The following is a 23,846-nucleotide window of genomic DNA, read 5'->3' on the forward strand; positions in this document are numbered from 1 at the left end:
GCGGCAGCAGGCGCCCTGAAATGTTGTCGGGGCGTGGCAGCGGGCGCCCGGAAGCTCGTCGGGGCGCGGCGCCGTTCAGGGCGTCCACTGCACGAAGTTCTCCAGCAGCCTGAGGCCGGCCCGGGAGCTCTTCTCGGGGTGGAACTGCACGGCGAAGGTGGCGTCGCGGCCGGTGGCCACGTGGGCGGTGACCCGGCCGTAGCCGGTGGTGCCGAACACCTGGGCGTCGTCGCCGGCCTCCACGTAGTAGCTGTGCACGAAGTAGAAGTGCTCCTGATCGTCGATGCCCTGCCACAACGGGTGATCGCTGCGCTGGTGCACCAGGTTCCAGCCCATGTGAGGCACCTTCAGGCGATTGTCCTGGTCGTCGCGCATGTCGACGGGGAAGCGCCGCACCTCGCCGCTCATGAAGCCCAGGCAGCCGATGCCGCCGTTCTCCTCGCTGTGGTCGTGGAGCATCTGTTGACCGACACAGACCCCCAGCAGCGGCTTGGCCTGCTGGTCGAGCAGTTCCTGAACCAGGCCGCGTAACTCGGTGCGCTCGAGCTCGCCCATGCAGTCGCGAATGGCGCCCTGGCCGGGCAACACCAGGCGCGTGGCGCCCAGGATGCGACGGGCGTCGCGGGTCACCACCACGTGTTCGTGGGTGACGTGCTCCAGCGCCTTGGCGACGGAGTGCAGGTTGCCCATTCCGTAGTCGATGACGGCAATGGTCATGGGACGCTCCTCGTGTCGGTCGGCGGGATCACAGGCTGCCCTTGGTGGACGGCATCTGGCCGGCCATGCGCGGGTCCTCGGCGGCCGCCATGCGCAGCGCTCGGCCGAAGGCCTTGAAGATGGTTTCCGCCTGATGGTGGGCGTTGAAGCCCTTCAGGTTGTCGACATGCAGGGTGACCTTGGCGTGGTTCACGAAGCCCTGGAAGAACTCCCAGAACAGCTGGGTATCCAGGCGGCCGATGCTGGCGCGGGTGAACTCGACGTCCATGAACAGCCCCGGGCGACCGGAGAAGTCTACCACGACCCGCGACAGCGCCTCGTCGAGCGGCACGTAGGCGTGGCCATAGCGATAGATGCCGCGTTTGTCACCGATCGCCTGGTCGAAGGCCTGACCCAGGGTGATGCCGAGATCCTCGACGGTATGATGATCGTCGATATGCAGGTCGCCGACCGCCCGGATCTCCAGGTCGATCATGCCGTGGCGGGCGACCTGATCGAGCATGTGGTCGAGGAAGGGCACGCCGGTCTCGCAGGTCAGCCGGCCCTCGCCGTCGAGGTTCACGGTCACCGTGATCTGGGTTTCCTTGGTGTTGCGGGTCACCGTGGCGATACGCTCGGACATGTTGGGTCTCCAGCGCCTGGGCGCGTGTCGAATGGGGCCGCCGTCGGGCGGGGGGACGGGGCGGCCCCGTCGTTGCAAGGTGGCCATTATAGTGAAACGCTGCCCCCATTCGCTACAATGGTCCCATCATGTGGCAGGCCGGGCCTGCCTCTCGTTCAGGGAGATACCTGCATGCCGGTCACGCTACAGCGTGTCGATCGAGCGGCCTGGGAGGCGGACGCCCAGGTACGACACGATCTGCACCGCATCTATGCCGATGCTCCCGCCGAGCGCCTGCCGGCCTCGCCCGAGCCATTCGTCGACGCTCACCTGTTCGGCGAGCGCTTTTTCTTCTGTGCCCGCTTCAACGATCGCCTGCTGGGGGCGCTGGCCGTGTCGCCGGACGACCAGACCTGGTGGCTGTCGCACTTCTGCGTGCGCGAGACCACCCGACGCCGTGGCGTCGGCGCGAGGCTGCTGGCCCTCACCGGCGAGGCCGCCCATGCCGATGGTCGCCGGCTTCGCGTGCTGGCCTCACAGCTGGCGATGCCCGATCGGGTGCTGCTTAGCCGCATGGGTTACCGGTTGACCCAGGCCGGCGACTATTTCGAAATGGATCTCTCGCCCAAAGGAGCCGGGCAATGAAACGAATCTTGCGAACCCTGCTGGCCGCCGTCGGGGTCCTCGGCCTGGTGTTGGTCGGTGCCGTGGTGTTCATCACGACCTTCTTCGACCTCGAAGACCTCAAGCCGCGTCTGGTCGATGTCGTGCGCGAGCAGAGCGGGCTGGAGCTGGAACTGGATGGCCCGCTGAGTTGGTCGTTCTATCCACGCCTGGGGGTCGGCGTCGAGGCCGCCAAGGCGCGCCTGCCCGATCAGTCCACCGATGATGCGCCTTTCGCCGCCTTCGATCGTGCCGGGGTCAGCCTGGCGATGGCGCCGCTGCTGCGCGGCGAGATCGCCATCGACGGCCTGACCCTCGATGGCTTCGACCTGAACCTCGCGCGCAACGCCGCCGGGCGCGGCAACTGGGAGGCGCTGATCGAGCGGCTGCGCAGCCGCGGGGAACAGGCCGAGGCCGTGCTGGCGCCGGCCAGTGCGGGCCCCAACCCCGGCGCCGATGGCGGCCTGGATGTGGCACTGAATATCGCCAGCGTCGAGGTGCATGATGGCCGGATCCATTATCGCGATGCCCAGGCGGGGCGCGAGCTGACGCTCTCGGGTATCGAGATGACCGGCAGCAACGTCAACCCCGGCCAACCCTTCCCGCTCAGCGCCAGCCTCGAGGTTGCCATGCGCGACGCGCTCGACGCCGAGACCCCGCGGCTGGAAAGCCAGCTGGAGCTCGATACCCGGGTCAGCCTGGGGCTGGCCGAGGGGCGCCATGTGCTCGAGGGGCTGACGCTTGCGTCCAGCACGCGCCTGGATGGCGCCGAGGCGGAGCAGCAGGTACAGCTCGCCGCCGAAGAGCTGGTACTCGACTTGAGCGGTGAGCGCTTGAAGGTCGACGCCGGCCAGCTCGACGCCGGCCTGCGGGACCCACGGCTGGGCGAGCAGCGCCTGTCGCTGTCGCTGGCCTTCTTGCTCGATGCCGATCTCGCCGAGCACAGCGCTCGGCTGAGCGAGCTTGTGCTGAGCGGCCCCGATGGCCTCGACCTCGAGGGTAGCCTGGCGCTTTCTGGGCTGGCCGAGGCGCCGGCCTACGAGGGGCAGCTGCGGCTCGCCGAGCTGTCGCTTAGGCCCTGGCTCGAGCGCTTCGATGCCCTGCCGAACATGGCCTCCGACGAGGCCCTGAGCCGGGTGGCGTTGACCAGTCCGGTCGAGGGCGACCTGCAGCGAGTGACCCTGGATGGCCTGAATCTGGCGCTGGACGGCAGCACCTTCAATGGCCGGCTGGGAGGGCGTCTCGACGGCACCCGCCTGGAGGCCGACCTGAAGGGTGATCGCCTGAACATGGACGACTATCTGCCTGCCGGCGAGCCGTCCGCCGAGACCGCCGGCGGCCCGAGCCTGCCCGGCGTGGGCCGGGCGCTGGCACAGAGCGACCAGGCAGCGCTGCTGCCGGCCGACTGGCTGGCGACGCTCTCCCTCGATGCCAAGCTTGGCATCGACGAGCTGATCCTGATGGGCCAGAGCTTCAGCGACGTCAGCCTGACACTGGCCGGCGACGACGGCCGCCAACGCCTGGTGAACTTCGAGTCCGGCCTCCACGAGGGCCGGCTGTCGGCCAGCGGCGAGCTGGATGCCCGGCAGACGCCGCTGCGCTGGCAGCTGTCGCCGCGCGTCGAGTCGCTACGCCTGGGGGCGCTGCTCGCCTCGCTGGGCGACGAGCCGGCGCCACTGGAGGGGCGGCTGAACGCCGAGGGCGAGCTGACGACCCGTGGCAACAGCGTCCCCGAGCTCAAGCGTGCCTTGAACGGGCGGCTCTCCACGCGGCTGGCCGAGGGGCGGATCCCCGGCGTCAACGTCTCCGAGGAGCTGTGCACGACCACGGCGCGCCTGGAAGGGGAGAGCACCCGCCGCGACTGGTCCCCCGATACCCGCTTCCAGCGTGCCGAGGCCAGCTTCCGCATCCGCGATGGCGTGGCTAAGAGCGATGACCTGAGCGTCGCCGTCCCGGGCATCGGCCTGGGCGGCGACGGCAGCTTCGACCTGACCAGCGAGCGTTTCGACCTGCGCGCCGACGCCCGCTTCACCGGCGAAGACGTGGACGCCGCCTGCGAGGTCAATCCACGGCTGGTCGACGTGCCCTTCCCGGTGCACTGCGAGGGCCGGCTGGACGGCGACAGCGCCGAGTGGTGCCGCTTCGATCGCGAGGCTTTCCAGTCCACCCTGGGCGACCTGTTGCGCGAGGAAGCCACCCAGCGGGCCAACGACAAGCTGAACGAAAGCCTTGGTAATGCGGTGGAAAAACTCGATGAACGCATCGGAGAAGAATCGAGTGGGGAACTTCGTGACGCCCTCGAGGGTCTCTTTAAGTGAGCAAGCAATAGCCAGTCCCTGCGCCGACTTATATAGTCGGCGCTTTTTTTCGTGCCGAGAACGCCCATGACGGAGACGCCCCCCGCCATCCTGCCCGCGGAGACCTTCCAGCGGCGCCTGCTCGAGTGGTTCGACGCCCACGGTCGCCACGATCTGCCCTGGCAGCACGATCGCACGCCCTATCGGGTGTGGGTCTCGGAGATCATGTTGCAGCAGACCCAGGTCGCCACCGTGATTCCCTACTTCGAGCGCTTCATGGCACGCTTCCCCGACGTGCGCTCGCTGGCCGCCGCCGAGCAGGATGAGGTGCTGCATCTGTGGACCGGGCTCGGCTACTATGCCCGCGGGCGCAACCTGCACAAGGCCGCCCGGGTCGTCGTGGACGAGCATGCCGGCGAGTTTCCGGTGTACAGCCTCGAGGCCATGGCCGCGCTGCCGGGCATCGGCCGCTCTACCGCCGGGGCGGTCATCGCCCAGAGCACCGGTGAGCGGGCGGTGATCCTCGATGGCAACGTCAAGCGAGTGCTCACGCGGCTGCATGCGGTGGCAGGCTGGCCGGGGCGCCCGGCGGTGGAGCGCCAGCTGTGGGGCCTCGCCGAGCGTTACACGCCCGCGCATCGCGTGGTCGACTTCACCCAGGCGATGATGGACCTCGGCGCCACCCTGTGTCGACGCGGCCAGCCCGACTGCGGGCGTTGCCCCTTCGGCGACGTCTGCCTGGCGCATGCCCAGGGCGAGCCGAAGCGTTTCCCGGAATCCAAGCCCAAGAAGGCCATCCCCACCCGCCATACCACCATGCTGTTGCTGCAGGACGGAGACGGGCGGGTGCTGCTCGAGCGGCGCCCCTCAAGCGGGCTGTGGGGTGGGCTGTGGAGCCTGCCGCAGTTCGATAGCTCGCTCGAGCTGCGCGCCTGGCTCGACCAGCATGCACCCGGCGCGAGCCTGGAGGCGCCCTGGAAGGCCTTCACCCATGTGTTCAGCCATTTCCGTCTCGAGATCACTCCGCAGCCGGCGCGCGTGGCGCATGGCGATGGGGTGGGCGAGACGCGGCGCTGGTTCGATCCCGCCGCGCCTGACAGCATCGGCCTGGCCGCACCGGTGAAGGGCTTGCTGGACGCGCTCGGGCCCTTCACCCTGAGCGTTCAGGACGCGCCCCATTCCCCCACACCCCAGGAGCCATGACCGATGAGCCAGACCGTTTTCTGCCGCAAGTACCAGCAAGAGCTCGAGGCCCTGCCGTTCCCGCCGCTGCCCGGCAAGAAGGGCCAGGAGATTCAGGCCAGTGTCTCCAAGCCGGCCTGGGAGGAGTGGCAGGCCCTGCAGACCCGGCTGATCAACGAGAAGCACCTCAATATGCTCGAGCCCCAGGCGCGGGAATACCTGATGGAACAGCTGGAGCGTTTCCTCGATAACCAGGAGACCGACCAGGCGGAAGGCTTCGTTCCCCCCGAACAATAGGCGCGGCGGGGCCTCGGCTTTCCTCCAACTTTTTGAATCGAAAAGAGTTGACGAAAGCAGGCCATTACGGTTTAATACGCACCGTTGGCAAGGGGCCAGATAGCTCAGTCGGTAGAGCAGGGGATTGAAAATCCCCGTGTCGGCGGTTCGATTCCGTCTCTGGCCACCATGTTGGGGTATAGCCAAGCGGTAAGGCACCGGTTTTTGGTATCGGCATGCGCAGGTTCGAATCCTGCTACCCCAGCCATGCCAACATAAGTTTTCGAAAAGCCGTGGACGAAGGTTCGCGGTTTTTCTCGCTCGGGAGGGTGCTGTTGCCTCCCGGCATTGGTTGAAGGCGTTACTGCCGGCATAGCTCAGTTGGTAGAGCAACTGACTTGTAATCAGTAGGTCCCGGGTTCGACTCCTGGTGCCGGCACCATTAACGCATTTTGCAATCAATACGTTATAGCGACATTAAAACCGCCCGATGAAGGCGGTTTTTTTGTGTCTATCGCTAGCGTGTTGACGCCCGCGGCCATGCGGGCCGGTTCCCTCCTGGGAGGATGGCGTGCGGAGTGCCTTCGGCGCCTGATCACGAACCTCATCATGACTCTTGGGCTGCGTGCCGTCGCCGAAGGGGCCCTCGGGCCGCTTAGAGGCGCTCGACGCGGTCGCGGCCGTTGCGCTTGGCCGAGTAGAGGGCGGTGTCGGCGCGCTTGAAAAGCTGCGCGTAGGATTCGCCCTTGAGGTGTTCGCCGACGCCGATGCTGACGGTCACGTGGAGCCGCTGGCCGTCCTCGAGCGTGATGTTGCCCGCGCCGATATGCTGGCGCACCCGCTCCATGGCAGCGCTCGCCTCCAGGGCGTCCGTGTCGCGCATTACCACCACGAATTCCTCGCCGCCCGCCCGGGCGACCATGTCGCCATCCCTCAGGCACTCGGCGACTCGGCCGCTCAGCCACTGGAGCACGCTATCGCCGATATCGTGGCCATGCTGGTCATTGAACCGCTTGAAGTGGTCGATATCGACCACGGCCAGGGAGAAGGCGGCGCCGCGTGCATCATGGGCCTGGATCAGCGTCTCGACGTGCTGGTCCAGATAGGCGCGGTTGGGCAGGCCGGTCAGGTAGTCGCGCAATGCCTTGTCGGCCATGCGATCGAGTTCCTGGCGCACCTGTTCGATCTCCGCCGCGTCGGTGATCACACGCTCCACCGCATCGGCGATCAGCCGTACCAGTTCGATCTCTACTTGGGTGAAGGGCTGTGGGTGGGGGTGGGCACTGGAGAAGTTGAGGGTGCCCCACACCTCGCCATTGAGTCGCAGCGGGGTGCCGATGTAGGTCTCCAGGCCGAAGGCCTGGTAGCAGGGATGGCCGTTGACGCGGGTGTCCTCACCGGCGGTGGTGGTGTGGAAGATGTCTCCGCTGTCGAGCATCAGGCGGCAGTAGGTATCGCCCAGGGCGAAGGTGTCATCCGGCGCGATGTCGGCGACATCGGAGGTGGCCCACTTGATGATGTACTGCTCGTCGATGATGCGGCTGACCAGGCCGATATCCAGCGAGAGGTAGGCGAGGGCGTCGCGCAGCAGCTGGTGGATGATCTCGTCGGTGGCGATGTCGGTGCGGTTCACGCCGCTGTGCACGTCGCGCAGCAGTTGGATCATGGCGCGGTATTCGGAAATGTCCTGCACGATGGCGTAGAAACCGACCACTTCGCCTTCCAGGAAGTCGGGGGTGTAGTGCACCTTGAAGTAGCAGGTGCGGCCATCGGAGAGGGTCAGGCGATCCTCGAAGGTGACGTCCTGGCCGGCGAGCACCGTTTGCAGATGTGGCTGGATCCGCTCGAAGGAGGCGTCGTCGACCACCATGGCGATGGGCTGGCCGTAGAGCGTCTGCCGGGCGATGCCGATGAAGTCCACGTAGGCCTGGTTGGTGAGGCGAAAGCGGAGATCCGCATCGATATAGGTCACCAGGATGGGCAGCTGATCGGCGAGCCGCCCGACGATGCCCTGGTCGACCTTCATCGCCGAGGTGAGCTTGATCACGAAGCTGCCGTCGGCCAGGCCATAGTAGCTGCCGGCGCCGTCCTCGAAGCCCCAGGTCTCGCCGGGGCGAATCTCGCGCCGGGCCAGGCTCTCGGCCACCGCCGCGCCGAGCTGAGCCCGGATGTCCTTGAGATCGCTCAGCGCCATGCCGACCAGCGCCGTCGGTGTCCGCTCCAGTAGCGTCTGGGTATCGCCCAGCGCGTCGATGATACGCTGCTCGCGCGAGATATGCAGGTAGGCGGAATGCGAGAGGCTCAAGACCTCTTCCCACCAGGCAGGTTGTGTCACGGCACCCCATCTCCCTTGTCGATGCATGGATCCATGCTCACTACTCTGCCCCGATCGAGGGCGGGCGTCCATTGCGCGGCTCGTCCCGCCCGGGGGAGTCGATCCTTGAAACCCCGCCGGGGCATCGCCATGTGACGGGTGTGGGTCTTTCATGGCCCGCGCCGTGCGGCTGATTCGCCGTCGGTAACGAGTTCGAATCTGAAACCCTTCCGACTGCAAAGGAGGTAGTGGATGTCAGTGCAGACATCGTCTGACCGACCGCTGGAACCAGCGACCCTGTTCGATCACGTCGACTCCCTGGCCCCTCGGAGCCGAGCGCGCAGTGCGCCGCTGCCCGGTGCAGACCCTTATCCCACCCGGCTCGCCGAGCCCCTCGACCTGCCCTGGCTCAATCGCCGGGAGCCGGTGGTCAAGGGCCATGACCGGGAGGGCCCACTGTCCGCGTCGCAGCTCGCGGCGTTCGAACGCCAGGGCTTTCTCTTCGAACCGAACTTCTTAGGGGGCGAGGAGCTCGATGCGCTGCGCCGGGAGCTCAGACGGCTGCTGGAGCATGATGCCTACCGCGAGCGCGACTTCAGCATCACCGAGCCGCAGGGCAACGAGATTCGCTCGCTGTTCGCCGTGCACTTCCTGTCGCGGGTCTTCGCTCATCTGGCCCAGGATCCCCGCCTGATGAGCCGTGCCCGCCAGCTGCTCGGCGGTGAGCCCTACATGCATCAGTCGCGCATCAACTACAAGCCGGGCTTCGAGGGCCGAGGCTTCAACTGGCACTCGGACTTCGAGACCTGGCACGCCGAGGACGGCATGCCGGCCATGCATGCGGTCAGCGCCTCGATCGTGTTGACCGACAATCACACCTTCAATGGCCCGCTGATGCTGGTGCCGGGTTCTCACCGGGTGTTCGTGCCCTGCCTGGGCGAGACCCCGGAGGATCACCACAAGCAGTCGCTCAAGTCACAGGAGTTCGGGGTGCCGGGGCGCGAGGCACTGCGTCGGTTGATCGACGACCAGGGTATCGAGGCACCCACCGGCGCCGCCGGCGGCTTGCTGCTGTTCGACTGCAACACCCTGCACGGTTCCAACGCCAACATGTCGCCGGACCCGCGCAGCAACGTCTTCTTCGTCTATAACCGTCGCGACAATCGCTGCGGCGAGCCCTTCGCCGCCAGCCGGCGCCGTCCGCGCTTCCTGGCCCATGCGCCCGACGAGGACTGGACGCCTTAGGCTCTGTCCGAAAACCGGCTGCGCTCGCCGACTGTTCAGGCAACGCCTAGGCCTGACGCCGTTCCTGTCCTGGGCGTAGACTGGAGGGTCAACCGTCTTCCCGTTCCGCCAGCCAGGAGTCGCATCGTCATGCCTTTCGTTCCCCGTTTCACCGATGGTCGGGCCTTCCCGCAGCCGCTGGGCAAGATCGTCTGCGTCGGTCGCAACTACGCCGAACATGCCCGGGAGCTCGGTAACCCGGTACCTCGCCAGCCGCTGCTGTTCATCAAGCCGGCGACCAGCGCCGTGAGCCTGGAGGCGCCGGTCGCAGCGCCCTTCCGGCGGGGCGACGTGCACTTCGAGACCGAGCTGGCGCTGCTGGTGGGGGAGGCGCTGACCGACGCCGATGCCGCCGAGGCGGAGCGGGCCATCGTCGGCATCGGCCTGGCGCTGGACCTGACGCTGCGCGATGTCCAGGCCCGGCTCAAGGAGCAGGGCCAGCCCTGGGAGATGGCCAAAGGCTTCGATGGAGCCTGCCCGCTGTCGGCCTTCCTGCCGCTCGACGAGGCACCCGACTGGAGTGCCCTGTCCTTCACCCTGGCGGTGAACGGCGAGGAGCGCCAGCACGGCCACGGCGCCGACATGTTGTTCTCGGTGCCCGAGCTGGTCGCCGAGATGAGCCGCCACTTCACCCTGGCGCCGGGCGATGTGGTTCTCACCGGTACGCCGGCCGGGGTGGGCGAGCTGCCCCGTGGCGCCGAGCTGCGCCTGGCGCTGAGCGGCGGGCTGCGCATCACCACCCGCGTCATCGACTGAGCGGGCGTGCCCCGGGCCGCAAACGACAAGACCCCCGCCGGTGATGCCGGCGGGGGTCTTGTCGCGTGTGAGCGCCGCCGGGAAGGCGGCACCCGGGCCGTTACTGCTGGGGCAGCTTGTAGGCCATCACGTAGTCACCGATGGTGGTGCCGATGGAACCATGGCCCCCGGCCACCAGCACGACCATCTGCTCGCCCTGGCTGTTGAGGTAGGTCATCGGCGTGGCCTGACCGCCGGCGGGCAGGCGGGTTTCCCACAGCTGCTCGCCGGTTTCGAGGTCGTAGCCGCGCAGGTAGTCATCCACGGTGGCCCCGAGGAACGCCACACCGCCGTCGGTGATGATCGGTCCACCGATGCCGGGCACGCCCATGCGGATCTTCAGCGGTAGGGCCGTCATGTCCTCGATGGTGCCGTTCTTGTGCTGCCAGGCGACCTCACCGCTGCGCAGGTCGGTGCCGGCCACATAGCCCCAGGGCGGTTGCTGGCAGGGCACCCCGAACGGCGACAGGAACGGCTTCATGTCGACGGCATAGTCCGCGCCGGCGTTGGAGTTGAGGCCTTGCTCGCCCTGGTTGGCGCCGGCCATGTCGGCCCCTTCCTTGGGCACCAGGGTGGAGGTGAAGGCCAGGTAGAGCGGCATGCCGAACATCACCTGACGCTTGGGGTCGACCGCGATGCCGCCCCAGTTGAAGACGCCGAAGTTGCCCGGGAACACGATGGTGCCCTGCTCGGACGGCGCCGTGTACTGGCCGTCGTAGCGCAGCGACTTGAACTGGATGCGGCACATCAGCTGGTCGAACGGCGTGGCGCCCCACATGTCCGCCTCGCGCAGGGTCGGCGGACGGAAGTTCAGGCTCGAGATCGGCTGCGTCTCGGCGGTGTAGTCGTCCTCGATGGTGCCGCTCTGGGGCGCCGGCTGCTCGGAGATCGGGTGGATCGGCTCGCCGGTCTCGCGGTTCAGCACATAGACGTCGCCCTGCTTGGTGGGGACCACCAGCGCCGGCTGCGTGCCTTCGTCGGTGTCGAGGTCGAGCAGGCTCGGCTGGGCCGGGGTGTCCATGTCCCACAGGTCGTGGTGAACGAACTGCTGGACCCATTCCACCTGGCCGGTGTCGAGGCTCAGCGCTACGACCGAGCTTGCGTACTTCTCTTCGGCCGGGCTGCGGTACATGCCCAGTTGATCCGGGGTACGGTTGCCCATCGGCAGGTAGATCATCCCCAGCTCTTCATCGGCGCTGGCGATGGACCAGCTGTTGGGCGAGCTGGTGGTATAGGTCTCGCCGTCGGCGATCGGTGCGGTCTCGTCCGGATTGCCGGCGTCCCAGTTCCACTCGAGTTCGCCGCTCTTGGCATCGTAGGCGCGGATCACGCCGGACGGCGAGTTGACCGCGTAGTTGTCGTTGACCGAGCCGGACACGACGACCTTGCCGTCGGCTACCACGGGGGGCGAGGTGGAGTAGTAGAAGCCGGCCTGCTTGAACGGCATGTTGTGCATCAGGTCGAGTTCGCCGTTATCGGCGAAGTTGGCGCAACGGGCGCCGGTCGCCGGGTCGACGGCCACCAGGCGGGCGTCGGAGGTCGGCATGAACAGCTGGGCGTCACACTGCACGGGCGCCTGGTCTTCGGCCGGGCCGCTGGCTGCCTGTACGTCGATGGCATCCGCCTCGCCGGAGGCCGGCGGCAGGTAGGCGACGCCACGGCAGGTCTGGTGCTGGCGCGAGCTTTCGGCCGGCACCTTGGCGTCATACACCCATTGCTCCTCGCCGCTGTCGGCGTCCAGGGCGATCAGCCAGTTGTGCGGGGTGCACAAGAACAGCGAGTTGCCCACCTTCAGCGGCGTGGCTTCGTAGGTGGTTTCGCCGACATCCTTGGGGCCCTTCAGGTCGCCGGTCTGGTACTGCCAGGCCGGCTCCAGGTCGGCCACGTTCTCGGGCGTGATCTGGTCGAGCGGTGAGAAACGCTGGCCCATGTTGCTGCGGCCATAGGCGTGCCAGCCATCTTCCGGGCTGTCGCCGAGGTCCGGCGTCTCGTTGACCACCTCGCGGTTCAGCTCACCGTCGATGCGGTGCTGATCGACGGCGATGCTGCCCAGCAGGCCCACGCCGATGATCGCCCAGGCCGGCAGCAGCACGGCGGTGCCCATGCGGCTGCCGCCCTTGGCGGGCCACAGCAGCGGGATGGCGAGCAGCAGGAACAGGCCGAGGCGCGGTGCCAGGGCCCACCAGTCATAGCCCGACTCCCACAGCGACCAGGCGGCGGTCGCCACCAGGAACAGTGCATACAGCAGCTGGGCCTTGGGGCGGCGCGAGCGGGTCATGGCGCCGACCGCGATCAAGACGATGCCGGACAGGGCGTAGTACCAACTGCCGTCGAGGGTGATCAGCCATAGACCACCCCCGAGCAGGGCCAGCCCCACCAGCCAGAAAATGAGGGAGAGTATGATCATGAGCCCATGCTCCTTGCGAATAACAAACAATGCACCCATGATAAAACATTAGGATGCAAATAAAAATGGCGTTGACCGCTTGCCGCCCTGTGTCGACCCCGACAACACGGTTCCCCCTTTCACTATGGCCTAATGAAGGAAGGTCGTCAGGCGAGGTCGGTTAACGGCGAGTCATTCGAGGTAGGTATAGCCCTCGAGCCCCTCGGAGAGGTCGTCGAGGAAGCGCGCCTGCTCATCGGCCGCGAGGCCGCTGGCGGCGAGTTGGTCGGCGAGTTGCCGGCGCAGCCGCGTGGCGTCGAAGTCCACGTAGCCCAGCACGTCGGCCACCCGGTCGCCGCGGCGCTGGTGTTCGAGGCGCCATTCGCCGTTGGCGTCCAGGGCCGCGTCCACCGAGTCGGTGTCGCCGAACAGGTTGTGGAGATCGCCGAGGATCTCCTGATAGGCGCCGACCAGGAAGAAGCCCAGCAGACGCTCCTCGTCGGCGCCCCATTCGGGGAGTGGCAGGGTGGCTTCGACGCCCTCGCCATCCACGTAGCCATCGATGCGCCCGTCGCTGTCGCAGGTGATGTCCTGGATCACCGCGCGCCGCGTGGGCGGGCGGTCCAGGCCGCTCAGCGGCAGCACCGGGAAGATCTGGTCGATTCCCCACACGTCGGGCACCGACTGGAACAGTGAGAAGTTGACGAACAGCTTGTCGGCCAGCTTCTCGGCGAGCTCGTCGTGGATCTCGCGATGGGCGCGGTTGCGCGAGTCGAGGCGCTCGCGCAGCCGGGCGCAGGCGGCGGTATAGACGCCCTCGCCTTCGGCGCGCGCCTCGAGCCCGGCCAGCCCCATCACGAAGCGTTCCTGCAGCTCGCCGCTGGCCTGGCCCAGGTCATGCCAGGCCTCGACCAGCCCGCGCGGCGCCTGGGCGGCCTCCAGCGCGTCGTGGACTCGCCACAGCTCGGCGACCTGCGGGTCGCCCTCGACCCGGGCCGCCGGGGCCTGGGTATCGGCGCGCTCGTCGCCGATCACGTTGGTCACCAGCACCGCGTGATGGGCGGTCAGGGCGCGCCCCGATTCGCTGATCAGGTGCGGGTGGGGCAGCCCCTCGGCCTCGCAGACCTGGGCGAAGGCCGCGACCACGTTGCGGGCATACTCGCGCATCGAGTAGTTGATCGAGCAGAAGCTCCGCGAGCGGGTGCCCTCGTAGTCGATGCCGAGCCCGCCGCCGACGTCCACGGTGTCCACCGGGGCGCCCAGCGCCACCAGGCTCTGGTAGAAGCGTGCGCACTCGCGCAGGCCCCGCTGGATGTCGCGGATGTTGGCGATCTGCGAGCCCAGATGGAAGTGCACCAGCTGCAGGCTGGCCAGGGCATCGGCCTCGCGCAGGCGTTCCACCACGGTCTGGATCTGGCCCGCGGTGAGGCCGAACTTGGACTTCTCGCCGCCGGTGTTCTGCCACTTGCCCTTGCCCACCGAGGCCAGCCGGGCGCGCAGGCCGATGCGTGGCGTCACGCCCAGGCGGTCGGCCTCCTCGAGGATCAGCGGCAACTCGGAGAGTTTCTCTACCACCAGGTAGACGCGATGGCCGAGCTTCTCGCCCATCAGCGCCAGGCGGATGTATTCGCGGTCCTTGTAGCCGTTGCAGACGATCAGCGAGGGGCCGTCGCCGGACAGCGCCAGCACCGCGAGCAGTTCCGGCTTGCTGCCGGCCTCCAGTCCGACCCGGTCGTGGCCGCGTTCCCGGGTGGCCAGGATCTCCTCGACCACCCGGCGTTGCTGGTTGACCTTGATCGGGTAGACCGCGGTATAGCCGCCGCCGAAGCCTTCCTCGTCCATGGCGCCGTCGAAGGCGGCGCACAGCTGCTCGACGCGGTCGTGCAGGATGTCGGTGAAGCGGATCAGCACCGGCAGCCGCAGGCCGGCCTCGCGCAGACGGGCGACTAGCGGCGACAGCGCGAGGGCGGGGCCGTCGTCCTCGCCGCCGTGTGGGCGCACCAGGGCCTGGCCGTCATCGGCCACATCGAAGTAGCCGCCGCCCCACTGGTCGATGTTCCAGGTGTGCCGGGCACGCTGCGCGGGCCCGGCCATGCTGCTCATGGCCAGGCTCATTGGCTGGCCTCGGGCAGCGCCGGGGCGCCATCCGCGAGGCGTCGCTCGAGGATGGCGCGGAACACGGACGGGTCGTGGGGCGTGAGGTCGTGGGCCGGCGGGTCGACGTAGACCACCAGCAGCCGCGACAGCCAGTAGCGCAGCGCGGTCATGCGCAGCATCATCGGCCAGGCCTCGCGCTCGGCGTCTTCCAGCGGACGACGCGCCTGGTAGGCGCCGAGCAGCGCCGCGTAGCGCGCCGGGTCGAGCCGGCCGTCGGCCTCGCTGGCCCAGTCGTTGACCACGATGGCCAGGTCGAACAGCAGGTCGCCGGTGCAGCCATTGTAGAAGTCGATCAGCCCGCCCAGCGTGTCGCCGTCGAACAGCGTGTTGTCGCGGAACAGGTCGCCGTGGATCGCGCCCTGGGGCAGCGTCGGGGCGTCGCCGAAGAAGCCCTGGTAGACCTCTACCTCGTCCTTCATCAGCGTCTGGTCGTCGGGCGACAGATAGGCCAGCACCCGGTGGTGCATCGGCAGCAGCCAGTGCAGGTCACGCGGGTTGGGACGATGGCCCGGGAAGCGTCGCGAGACCTTGTGCATGCGGCCCAGGGCATCGCCCAGCGCCCGGCACTGGGCCAGGTTGGGTGCCTCGGGATGCTTGCCGGGCAGGCGCGGGAACAACAGCGCCGGCTTGCCGGCCAGGCTGTGCAGGGCGATGCCGTCGCGATCGTGGAGCGGGCCGGGCACCGGCAGGCGGTGCTCGTCCAGGTAATCCAGCAGTTCGACGAAGAACGGCAGCTCCGCGTGCTCGCCCTGCTCGAACAGCGTGAGCACCAGCTCGCGACGCTCGGTGGTGACGAAGAAGGTGCTGTTCTCGGTGCCGGCAGGCACGCCCCGGCAGGCGATCAGGGCGCCGGCATCGAAGCGGCTCAGAAACGCCTCCACCTGGGAGTCGGTCAGCGGTGTGAATACGGCCATGTGTCTCTCGCCCGGATATGCCAAGCCGCCTATTGTAGCGGCTTGGCGGTGCGATGCACGAACCGGATGGCGCGGGATACGCCCATCAGAAGCGCTTGATCACCCACTCGGGGACGGCGATACGCTGGCCGTTCTGGCGCTCGAAGTCGCCATCACCGTCGCGGTCGACCAGGTAGTAGGCGGGGCCGCTGGCGGGTTGGATCTCGATGGCGTAGAGCGCGCCGTTGACCCGGTACTCGCGGATGGTGCGGTCGGCCTCCTGACGGATGGTGACATCCGGCTCGACGTCGGTGCTGGACTGGGCCAGGGCCGGCAGGGCCGCGGTGAACAGCGCCAGGCCGAACAGCGGTGCGAGCAGGGCGGGGCGTATACGCTTCATGGTGTTCTCCTGACCATGGGGTTGCCCCCAGTGTATGCCGGGATAGGCCGACGACGCATGCTTTGCGCGGCAAATCGCCTCGTCAATGCGTATCATGATCGGCATCAGGATCAGGGGCCGGTGGTTCGCCCGCCGCCGCTCCCCTCATCACTCACACTTCATCGCCCAGCCTGCAAGGGATGCCGATTCATGGCCGATACCCCCATCGTTCTCGTCGACGGTTCCTCCTACCTGTACCGCGCCTTCCACGCCCTGCCGCCGCTGACGACCTCGGAGGGGCTGCCTTCCGGCGCCGTGAAGGGCGTGCTCAACATGCTCAAGCGGCTGCTCAAGGACTACCCCGAAAGCCCCATGGCGGTGGTGTTCGATGCGCCAGGCAAGACCTTCCGCGACGCGCTCTATGCCGAATACAAGGCGCAGCGCCCGCCGATGCCGGACGACCTGCGCGTCCAGGTGCAGCCGCTGCACGACTGCGTACGCGCGCTGGGCCTGCCGCTGCTGTGCATCGAGGGCGTCGAGGCCGATGACGTCATCGGCACCCTGGCACGGCATGCCACCGAGGCCGGCCGCGACGCGGTGATCTCCACCGGTGACAAGGACATGGCGCAACTGGTCAACGCCCACATCACCCTGGTCAACACCATGAAGGACGAGACCCTCGACGTGGCCGGGGTGGAGGAGAAGTTCGGCCTGCCGCCGGAGCGGATCATCGACTTCCTGGCGCTGATGGGCGACAAGGTCGACAACATCCCGGGCGTGGCCGGCGTCGGCGAGAAGACCGCGCTGGGGCTGCTGCAGGGCATGGGAGGCGGTCTCGAGAGCGTCTATGCTGACCTGGAGACGGTCAAGACGCTGAGCTTCCGCGGCGCCAAGACGCTGCCCAAGAAGCTCGAGGCGCACCGTGACGAGGCCTTCCTCTCGTATGAGCTGGCCACCATCAAGACCGACTGCGAGCTGCCGGTGGGGCTCGACGACCTGGGCATCGCCCGGCCCGATCGCGAGGCGCTGGGCGAGCTGTATCGTCGCCTCGAGTTCAAGGCCTGGCTGTCCGAGCTGCTGGAAGGCAAGGACGAGGGCGTCGACGATGCCGCCGGCGGCACGGCGGCGGCCGATGGTGGGGCCGAGGGGCAAAGCGGCGGCGGCGAGCGTGAAGACGTCGTGATCCTCGAGCAGGCCGAGCTCGACGCCTGGCTTGCGCGACTCAACGACGCCGAGGCCTTCTGCTTCGACCTGGAGACCACCAGCCTCGACTACATGGAGGCCGAGATCGTCGGCGTGGGGCTTTCGCTCGAGCCGGGGGAGGCCGCCTACATCCCGCTGGCTCACGACTACCTGGACGCCCCGGCGCAGCTCGACCGCAAGCGCGTGCTCGAGGCGCTGACGCCGCTGTGGGCCGATGCCGGCAAGGCCAAGACCGGCCAGAACCTCAAGTACGACATCTCGGTGCTGGCGCGCCATGGCATCGAGGTGGAAGGCGCCCTCGAGGACACCATGCTCGAGTCCTACGTGCTGGATTCCACCGCCACCCGCCACGACATGGACTCGCTGGCGCTCAAGTACCTGGGCGAGAAGACCGTCGGCTTCGAGGAGATCGCCGGCAAGGGCGTCAAGCAGCTGACCTTCAACCAGGTCGCCCTGGAGCAGGCCGCGCCCTACGCCTGCGAGGACGTCGACATCACCCTGCGCCTGCACCGCGAACTGCGCCCGCGGGTCGAGGCCGAGGGGCGCCTGGCGGAGGTGCTCGACCGCCTCGAGCGCCCGCTGATCCGGGTGCTGTCGCGCATGGAGCGTGGCGGCGTGGCCCTCGATGCCGAGCGCCTGCATGCCCAGAGCCAGGAGCTCGGGCGGCGCATCGGCGAGCTGGAGCAGCAGGCCTTCGAGCTGGCCGGGCGCGAGTTCAACCTCGGCTCGCCCAAGCAGCTCGGCCAGATACTGTTCGAGGAACAGCAGATCCCGGTGCTCAAGAAGACGCCCAAGGGCGCGCCGTCCACCGCCGAGGCGGTGCTCGAGGAGCTGGCGCTGGACTACCCGCTGCCCAAGGTGATCATGGAGCACCGCGGCCTGTCCAAGCTGCGCTCCACCTACACCGACAAGCTGCCGCGGTTGGTCAACAAGGCCACCGGCCGGCTGCATACCAGCTATCATCAGGCGGTCACCGCCACCGGGCGGCTGTCGTCCTCCGATCCCAACCTGCAGAACATCCCCATCCGCACCGAGCAGGGGCGCAAGATCCGCCAGGCCTTCGTGGCGCGGCCCGGCTATCGCATCGTCGCCGCCGACTACTCGCAGATCGAGCTGCGCATCATGGCGCACCTGTCCGGCGACAAGGGGCTGCTCGAGGCCTTCGCCGAGGGGCGCGACATCCATGCCGCCACCGCCGCCGAGGTGTTCGGCGTGGGCCTCGACAAGGTCTCCGGCGAGCAGCGCCGCAGCGCCAAGGCGATCAACTTCGGGCTGATCTACGGCATGAGCGCCTGGGGGTTGGGCCGCCAGCTGCACATCGAGCAGAAGCAGGCCAAGATCTATATCGACCGCTACTTCGACCGCTACCCCGGGGTGGCCCGCTACATGGAGCGCATCCGCTCACAGGCGGCCGAAGATGGCTTCGTCGAGACGGTGTTCGGCCGGCGTCTCTACCTGCCGGAGATCCACTCCCAGAACCGTGCACGCCGGCAGGGTGCCGAGCGCACCGCCATCAACGCCCCCATGCAAGGCACCGCGGCGGACGTCATCAAGCGCGCCATGATCGACGTCGATGCCTGGCTGGCCGAGGGCGATGTCGACGCGATGATGGTCATGCAGGTGCATGATGAGCTGGTCTTTGAGGTCGCCGAGGAGGCCGTCGAGGCCTTCATTCCCGAGGTCAAGCGTCGCATGCAGGCCGCCGCCGAGCTCGATGTGACGCTGACCGTCGAGGCCGAGAGTGGCGCCAACTGGGACGAGGCACACTGAGTCTGTGTTGATGCGGGCCGGCCTGGCTTCCCCGGGCCGGCCGCAGTGCGTCGCGGCGATGAGATGGCGCGGCCGTGGAGTGTTATGGTGCCTGTATCCGGGGCGTGACGGCCCGAATCCAGCGAGGAGACGAGGATGCGAAGGACGATGAGGACATGGCTGGCGGGTGCGGGGGTGGTCCTGCTCTCGGGGTGCGCGAGCCAGGCCACCGAACAGACGGCGGCGGAGCGCTTTGATTGTGCCGCCCTGGATCGGGCGATCGCGAGCGCGGAGACGGGCTTCGGCGACATCAAGGGGCGCCTGGAAACCACCAACCTGACGCGCACCTGGCAGACCGATACCCAGGCGTTCCATGATGCCTGCGTGATCACCTCGGCCCGGCGGCCCGACCACTACCTGTGCTTCGGCTCGCTGTCGACCGACGACCCGCGTGGTGCGCTGGTGGCCGGTGGCGAGGCCCTCGGCCAGTGCCTGGGCGAAGGCTGGCGGTCGGAGCGCACCGCGCCGGACCGCCTCGAGTTCACCCGCCAGGGCCGTGAGCCGGTGGTGGTGCTCGAGAGCTTCCTCAACGACCGCGGGCGCCGCATGGGCACGCTGGGCGTGTATCAGGACGCCCGTGACGCCGCGCCACGGCCGGGCGACGAGTAAGCCTGGCCGGCGCCCGAGCGCCTGTCGGCAACGACGCTGACACCACAGGGCCCGCGGCAATGCCGCGGGCCCTGTGGTGTTTCAGAGTGTGGTGCTTGGCTCAATTCGCCTTCAGGCGCGCCGCTTGTTACCGCGAGCGCCGTAATACCTCGGTGACGCCTTAACGCCAGCCGACGCGATCGAAGATCCGCACCGCTTGCGGGTTGTTCTCGCCCAATACGCTGACGTTCAGCTCGTCACGCTTGAAGTCGCCCCAATCGGCCAGCACCTCGTCGACCTCGATGCCGTCGACCACCGGGAACTCGTGGTTGCCGGAGGCGAAGATCGCCTGGGCCTCGTCGGAGGCCAGGAACTCCAGGAAACGCACGGCGTTGTCGTGGTGCGGGGCCCCCTGGACCACGCCGGCGCCGCCGACATTGACGTGGGCGCCGCGGTCGTCCTGGTTGGGGAACAGGATCTGCACCTTCTCGGCGGCCTCGCGATCGCCGGCATCGTCGGACTGGAGCAGGCGCACGTAGTAGTAATGGTTGGCCACCGCCACGTCGCACTCGCCGCTGGCCACGCCCTTGATCTGGTCGGTGTCGCCGCCTTCGGGGTCGCGGGCCATGTTGTCGACAACGCCCTGGGCCCAGGCCTCGGCCTCTTGCTCGCCGTGGTGGGCGACCATCGAGGCCAGCAGCGACTGGTTGTAGATGTTGTTCGAGGAGCGGATGCAGACCTCGCCCTCGAAGCGCGGGTCGGCCAGGTCCTCGTAGCTCGTGATCTCATCGGCGTCGACCGCCTCGGGGTTATAGAAGATGGCCCGCACGCGTTGGCTGAAGCCGAACCATTTGCCCTCGGGGTGCTGCATGTTCGCCGGCAGTCGCTCGTCGAGGACCTCTGAATCGACGCTGGCGAAGATGTCGGCCTGCTCGGCGCGCCACAGGCGGCCGGCGTCCACGGTCATCATCACATCCGCGGGGCTGGCCTGGCCTTCGCGCTCGATGCGTTGGATCAGCTGGTCGGAGCCGCCCTCGAGCACGTTGACCTCGATGCCGGTCGCTTCGCTGAAGGCGTCGTAGAGCGCCTGGTCGGAATCGTAGTGGCGAGCCGAATAGAGGTTCACCTCGTCCGCGGCGGCCTGGGAGGCGAAGGTCGCGCCGGCCATCAGGGCGGCGAAGGGCAGGGCGAGACGGCGATGCTGATGCATGGGAGACCTCGTGAGAATGAAAGCCGGCTAAGGCTTTGAATGATAATAAATTGTATTAGTCTTGCCATTTAAGCCCCTCTCCGCCGTGGCGTCAACCGGCATCGCTGTATCGGCAGCTGGCGACGAAAAGGCGAAGGTTTCGCGTTACCATGAAGACTTTGTCACGTCTGTGCCGGTGCTTGCCCATGAACCTTCACGCTCAGCTATCCCCCGCCGATGCCGTTTCGGAGCAGGCTCCGGTGCTCGCGATGCAGCACATTCGCCATGCCTACGGCCACCACCCGGCGGTGGAGGACGTCGGCTTGGAGGTGCACCCGGGTGAGGTGGTCTGCCTGCTCGGGCCTTCCGGCTGTGGCAAGACCACCCTGCTGCGCATCGTCGCCGGCCTCGAGGTGCTCCAGCAGGGCAGCGTGGACCTCGACGGCCGTGCCATCGGGCGCCCCGGCCAGGCCCACGTGCCGCCGGAGAAGCGCAACGTCGGGTTGGCCTTCCAGGACTCGGCGCTGTTCCCGCATCTCTCGGTGCGCCAGAACGTCGGATTCGGTCTCGAGGCGCTACCCGCCCGAGAGCGCCGCCGCCGCGCCATGGAGCTGCTCGACCTGCTGGGCATGGGGCGCCATGCCGACGACTATCCGCACATGCTGTCCGGTGGCCAGCAGCAGCGCGTGGCGTTGGCGCGGGCGCTGGCGCCGGCGCCACGGCTGATGCTGCTCGACGAGCCGTTCTCGAGCCTCGACGCCCGATTGCGTGATCGCATCCGCGACGACACCCTGCACGTGCTCAAGAAGGTCGGCGCCGGCGCCCTGCTGGTCACCCACGACCCGGAGGAGGCGATGTTCATGGCCGATCGCATCGCCTTGATGCGCGACGGCCATATCGTGCAGATGGGCACGCCTCGGGAGCTTTACTGCGCGCCGGCCGATCCCTTCGTGGTGACCTTCTTCGGCGAGGTCAACGAGTTCGAAGGCGTTGTCGATCAGGGGCGCGTCGCGACGCCGGTCGGCGAGGTGACGGCCTCGGGAATGGAGGAGGGTCGGCGGGTGCGGGTGATGATCCGCCCCGAGGCGCTGCGCGTGGTGGCCCTGGAGGATCCGCCGGCGGGTCACCACAGTCACGTGATCATGGCCAAGCTGCTGGGGCGCACCAGCCTGCTGCATATCTGCGCCCACGGCGGCGACGGCCGCGAGTCGCACCTGCACGCGCGGGTGCCTGGGGTCTTTCTGCCCGCGGAGGGTCAGCCGGTCACGATCCGCCTGGACCCGTCACAGGTGTTCGTCTTCCCCGCCGCTGCCGGGGCGTGAACCGCGCATCGCCAGGCTGAGCAGGATCACCGGGATGATGCCCACCGCGACGATGGTCAGCGAGGCGGTGGAAGCCTCGGCGAGGCGCTCGTCGGCGGCCAGGTTGTGGGCTCGCACCGCCAGGGTGTCGAAGTCGAAGGGGCGCAGGATGATGGTCGCCGGCAGCTCCTTCATCACGTCGACGAACACCAGGATGGCGGCGGCCAGTAGGCTGCCGCGCATGAGCGGGGTGTGCACGCGGCGCAGCGTGCCGCCGGCGGTCTGCCCGAGGGTGCGGGCGGCCGCGTCCATGCTCGGCGTCACCTTGCCGAGGCTGGCCTCCAGGGCGTTGAAGGACACCGCCAGGAAGCGCACCACGTAGGCGTAGATCAGGATGAACGCGGAGCCGCTGAAGATCAGCCCGGCCATCACCCCGTAGTGGGTCCTGAGGAAGCCGTTCAGGGTGTCGTCCAGCCAGGCGAAGGGAATCAGGATGCCCACCGCGACCACCGAGCCGGGCACCGCATAGCCCATGGCGGCCACCCGGGTGGCGGTGCGGGTCAGCGGCCCCGGGTTGAGCCGCGCCCCGTAACTCAGCATCAGCGCCAGCCCCACCGCGGCCCCCGCCGCGATCCCCGCGAGCAACAGGCTGTTGCCGGCGAACTCCAGGAACCTGGCGCCGAACAGCGCGTCTCCGCCCTTGAACGACAGGTAGCCGAGCAGGCCGCTGGGAATCAAGAAGCCGACCAGGATCGGCATCAGGCAGGCCAGGGTCGCCGCCACGGCGCGTAGGCCGCCGAGTCGGAATTCGGGCAACTGTTGGTAGCGACCGGTGGTATGGAAGTAGCGCCGTTTGCCCCGCGAGGCGCGTTCGAGCAGCACGAAGACGATCACGAAGGCCAGCAGGCAGGCCGCCAGCTGGGCGGCGGCGACCGGCTCGCCCATGCCGAACCAGGTGCGGTAGATGCCGGTGGTGAAGGTGTCGACGCCGAAGTACTGCACCGCGCCGAACTCGTTGAGGGTCTCCATCAGCGCCAGCGACACGCCGCCGACGATCGCCGGGCGCGCCAGGGGAATGCCCACGCCGGTGAACAGTCGCCAAGGGCCGCGGCCCAGGGTGCGTCCCACGTCGAGCACGCATACCGACTGCTCGAGGAAGCTGGCCCGCGCCAGCAGGTAGACGTAGGGGTAGAGCACCAGGGTGATCAGCGTCGCGGCCCCGCCCAACGAGCGGATATCCGGGAACCAGTAGTCGCCCCGGTCCCAGCCGAAGGCCTCGCGCAGCGCGCCCTGCAGCGGGCCGGCATACTGCAGGAAATCGGTATAGGCGTAGGCGATCACATAGGTCGGTACCGCCAGCGGCAACAGCAGCGCCCACTCGAACAGCCGGCGCCCCGGGAAGCGGCACATCACCACCAGCCAGGCCGTGCCGGTGCCGATCACCAGGGTGCCGATCCCTACCGTGACGACGAGGAACAGGGTATTGGCCAGGTAGCGACCCAGCACGGTACTGGCCAGGTGCTGCCAGACGTCGCCGGCGGGTAGCACGATATGGGCCAGCACCGTCAGCACCGGTAGCGCGACGACCGCGGCGATGAGCAGGGTCAGCACGCTCCAGGTATCGAGGCGCAGCCTCGGCCGCAAGGCGGACGAGCCGAGCCGCTGGGTGAGGGAACGGGGCACGCGGGTTCTCCTTCCGGTGAGCGGTGACACGCTCAACGGATGCGATGGCATAACGAATGCAAGATAGTATCAGTTGCGCGACGAGGCCGCAGCCAGCCCGCGACGCCCCCGGAAGGCCGGGCGCCGCGA

The 23,846-nt window shown here is 68.0% G+C and carries 18 protein-coding genes and 3 tRNA genes; 12 read left to right on the plus strand and 9 right to left on the minus strand.

The window, feature by feature from the left end:
* Nucleotides 1-75: 75 nt before the first annotated feature.
* Together hisH and hisB are read right to left on the minus strand one after the other, a co-directional pair.
* Nucleotides 76-717, minus strand: coding sequence for an imidazole glycerol phosphate synthase subunit HisH (gene hisH, locus ETC07_RS13255; protein ID WP_136249002.1), 642 nt, complete (start codon nucleotides 715-717; stop codon nucleotides 76-78).
* Between the two features lie 28 nt (nucleotides 718-745).
* A complete protein-coding gene (gene hisB / locus ETC07_RS13260) occupies nucleotides 746-1,339 on the minus strand; it encodes an imidazoleglycerol-phosphate dehydratase HisB (RefSeq protein ID WP_136249003.1) in 594 nt (197 codons plus the stop codon).
* A gap of 171 nt (nucleotides 1,340-1,510) precedes the next feature.
* Here hisB and ETC07_RS13265 point away from each other — a divergent pair, with 171 nt between their 5' ends.
* The 7 genes from ETC07_RS13265 (at nucleotide 1,511) to ETC07_RS13295 (ending at nucleotide 6,178) form a co-directional block, all read left to right on the plus strand.
* The gene (locus ETC07_RS13265) at nucleotides 1,511-1,963 is read left to right on the plus strand and encodes an acetyl-CoA sensor PanZ family protein (RefSeq protein ID WP_136249004.1); all 453 of its coding nucleotides are present in this window, start codon (nucleotides 1,511-1,513) and stop codon (nucleotides 1,961-1,963) included.
* Nucleotides 1,960-4,299: an AsmA family protein gene (locus tag ETC07_RS13270; RefSeq protein ID WP_136249005.1), complete on the plus strand. Its 2,340-nt coding sequence runs from the start codon at nucleotides 1,960-1,962 to the stop codon at nucleotides 4,297-4,299. The genes ETC07_RS13265 and ETC07_RS13270 overlap by 4 nt, the downstream gene beginning before the upstream one ends.
* 66 nt (nucleotides 4,300-4,365) lie before the next feature.
* The gene (mutY, locus tag ETC07_RS13275) at nucleotides 4,366-5,481 is read left to right on the plus strand and encodes an A/G-specific adenine glycosylase (protein ID WP_136249006.1); all 1,116 of its coding nucleotides are present in this window, start codon (nucleotides 4,366-4,368) and stop codon (nucleotides 5,479-5,481) included.
* A 3-nt stretch (nucleotides 5,482-5,484) separates the two neighbouring features.
* Complete coding sequence (locus ETC07_RS13280; RefSeq protein WP_136249007.1) at nucleotides 5,485-5,757, plus strand: oxidative damage protection protein; 273 nt, start codon at nucleotides 5,485-5,487, stop codon at nucleotides 5,755-5,757.
* Nucleotides 5,758-5,850: 93 nt separating this feature from the next.
* Nucleotides 5,851-5,926 (plus strand) — tRNA-Phe (locus tag ETC07_RS13285).
* A 3-nt stretch (nucleotides 5,927-5,929) separates the two neighbouring features.
* A tRNA-Gln gene (locus ETC07_RS13290) sits at nucleotides 5,930-6,004 on the plus strand.
* Between the two features lie 98 nt (nucleotides 6,005-6,102).
* Nucleotides 6,103-6,178 (plus strand) — tRNA-Thr (locus tag ETC07_RS13295).
* Nucleotides 6,179-6,391: 213 nt separating this feature from the next.
* On the opposite strand, the gene ETC07_RS13300 is transcribed toward ETC07_RS13295, so the two are convergent.
* The gene (locus ETC07_RS13300) at nucleotides 6,392-8,071 is read right to left on the minus strand and encodes a sensor domain-containing diguanylate cyclase (protein WP_136249008.1); all 1,680 of its coding nucleotides are present in this window, start codon (nucleotides 8,069-8,071) and stop codon (nucleotides 6,392-6,394) included.
* A 231-nt stretch (nucleotides 8,072-8,302) separates the two neighbouring features.
* Between ETC07_RS13300 and thpD the strand changes: the two genes are divergently transcribed.
* Both thpD and ETC07_RS13310 read left to right on the plus strand, forming a co-directional pair.
* On the plus strand, nucleotides 8,303-9,295 hold the full coding sequence (gene thpD, locus ETC07_RS13305; RefSeq protein ID WP_136249009.1) for an ectoine hydroxylase: 993 nt from the start codon (nucleotides 8,303-8,305) through the stop codon (nucleotides 9,293-9,295).
* A gap of 129 nt (nucleotides 9,296-9,424) precedes the next feature.
* Nucleotides 9,425-10,090 (plus strand): fumarylacetoacetate hydrolase family protein, encoded by a 666-nt coding sequence (locus ETC07_RS13310; protein WP_136249010.1) that lies wholly within the window; start codon nucleotides 9,425-9,427, stop codon nucleotides 10,088-10,090.
* A gap of 100 nt (nucleotides 10,091-10,190) precedes the next feature.
* On the opposite strand, the gene ETC07_RS13315 is transcribed toward ETC07_RS13310, so the two are convergent.
* From ETC07_RS13315 to ETC07_RS13330, 4 genes are all read right to left on the minus strand, one after another.
* A complete protein-coding gene (locus tag ETC07_RS13315) occupies nucleotides 10,191-12,536 on the minus strand; it encodes a glucose/quinate/shikimate family membrane-bound PQQ-dependent dehydrogenase (RefSeq protein WP_136249011.1) in 2,346 nt (781 codons plus the stop codon).
* Nucleotides 12,537-12,707: 171 nt separating this feature from the next.
* Nucleotides 12,708-14,618 carry a biosynthetic arginine decarboxylase gene (gene speA, locus ETC07_RS13320; protein ID WP_136249012.1) on the minus strand — a complete coding sequence of 637 codons (1,911 nt, stop codon included), beginning with the start codon at nucleotides 14,616-14,618 and terminating at the stop codon, nucleotides 12,708-12,710.
* 8 nt (nucleotides 14,619-14,626) lie between these two features.
* Complete coding sequence (locus ETC07_RS13325; RefSeq protein ID WP_136249013.1) at nucleotides 14,627-15,586, minus strand: homoserine kinase; 960 nt, start codon at nucleotides 15,584-15,586, stop codon at nucleotides 14,627-14,629.
* Between the two features lie 85 nt (nucleotides 15,587-15,671).
* Complete coding sequence (locus ETC07_RS13330; RefSeq protein ID WP_136249014.1) at nucleotides 15,672-15,965, minus strand: DUF2782 domain-containing protein; 294 nt, start codon at nucleotides 15,963-15,965, stop codon at nucleotides 15,672-15,674.
* 189 nt (nucleotides 15,966-16,154) lie between these two features.
* Between ETC07_RS13330 and polA the strand changes: the two genes are divergently transcribed.
* Nucleotides 16,155-18,917, plus strand: a complete 2,763-nt coding sequence (gene polA / locus ETC07_RS13335; protein WP_136249015.1) for a DNA polymerase I — start codon at nucleotides 16,155-16,157, stop codon at nucleotides 18,915-18,917.
* 135 nt (nucleotides 18,918-19,052) lie between these two features.
* Nucleotides 19,053-19,565, plus strand: a complete 513-nt coding sequence (locus ETC07_RS13340; RefSeq protein ID WP_136249016.1) for a hypothetical protein — start codon at nucleotides 19,053-19,055, stop codon at nucleotides 19,563-19,565.
* Between the two features lie 160 nt (nucleotides 19,566-19,725).
* On the opposite strand, the gene ETC07_RS13345 is transcribed toward ETC07_RS13340, so the two are convergent.
* On the minus strand, nucleotides 19,726-20,754 hold the full coding sequence (locus ETC07_RS13345) for a Fe(3+) ABC transporter substrate-binding protein (RefSeq protein ID WP_136249017.1): 1,029 nt from the start codon (nucleotides 20,752-20,754) through the stop codon (nucleotides 19,726-19,728).
* Nucleotides 20,755-20,939: 185 nt separating this feature from the next.
* On the opposite strand from ETC07_RS13345, the gene ETC07_RS13350 reads away from it, so the two are divergent.
* Nucleotides 20,940-22,055 carry an ABC transporter ATP-binding protein gene (locus ETC07_RS13350; protein WP_136249018.1) on the plus strand — a complete coding sequence of 372 codons (1,116 nt, stop codon included), beginning with the start codon at nucleotides 20,940-20,942 and terminating at the stop codon, nucleotides 22,053-22,055.
* On the opposite strand, the gene ETC07_RS13355 is transcribed toward ETC07_RS13350, so the two are convergent.
* On the minus strand, nucleotides 22,017-23,768 hold the full coding sequence (locus tag ETC07_RS13355) for an ABC transporter permease (RefSeq protein WP_438590666.1): 1,752 nt from the start codon (nucleotides 23,766-23,768) through the stop codon (nucleotides 22,017-22,019). The two genes, ETC07_RS13350 and ETC07_RS13355, sit on opposite strands and share 39 nt — an antisense overlap.
* Nucleotides 23,769-23,846 lie beyond the last annotated feature (78 nt).

This window comes from Halomonas borealis (genome assembly GCF_004798905.1).
Lineage (GTDB): Bacteria > Pseudomonadota > Gammaproteobacteria > Pseudomonadales > Halomonadaceae > Halomonas > Halomonas borealis.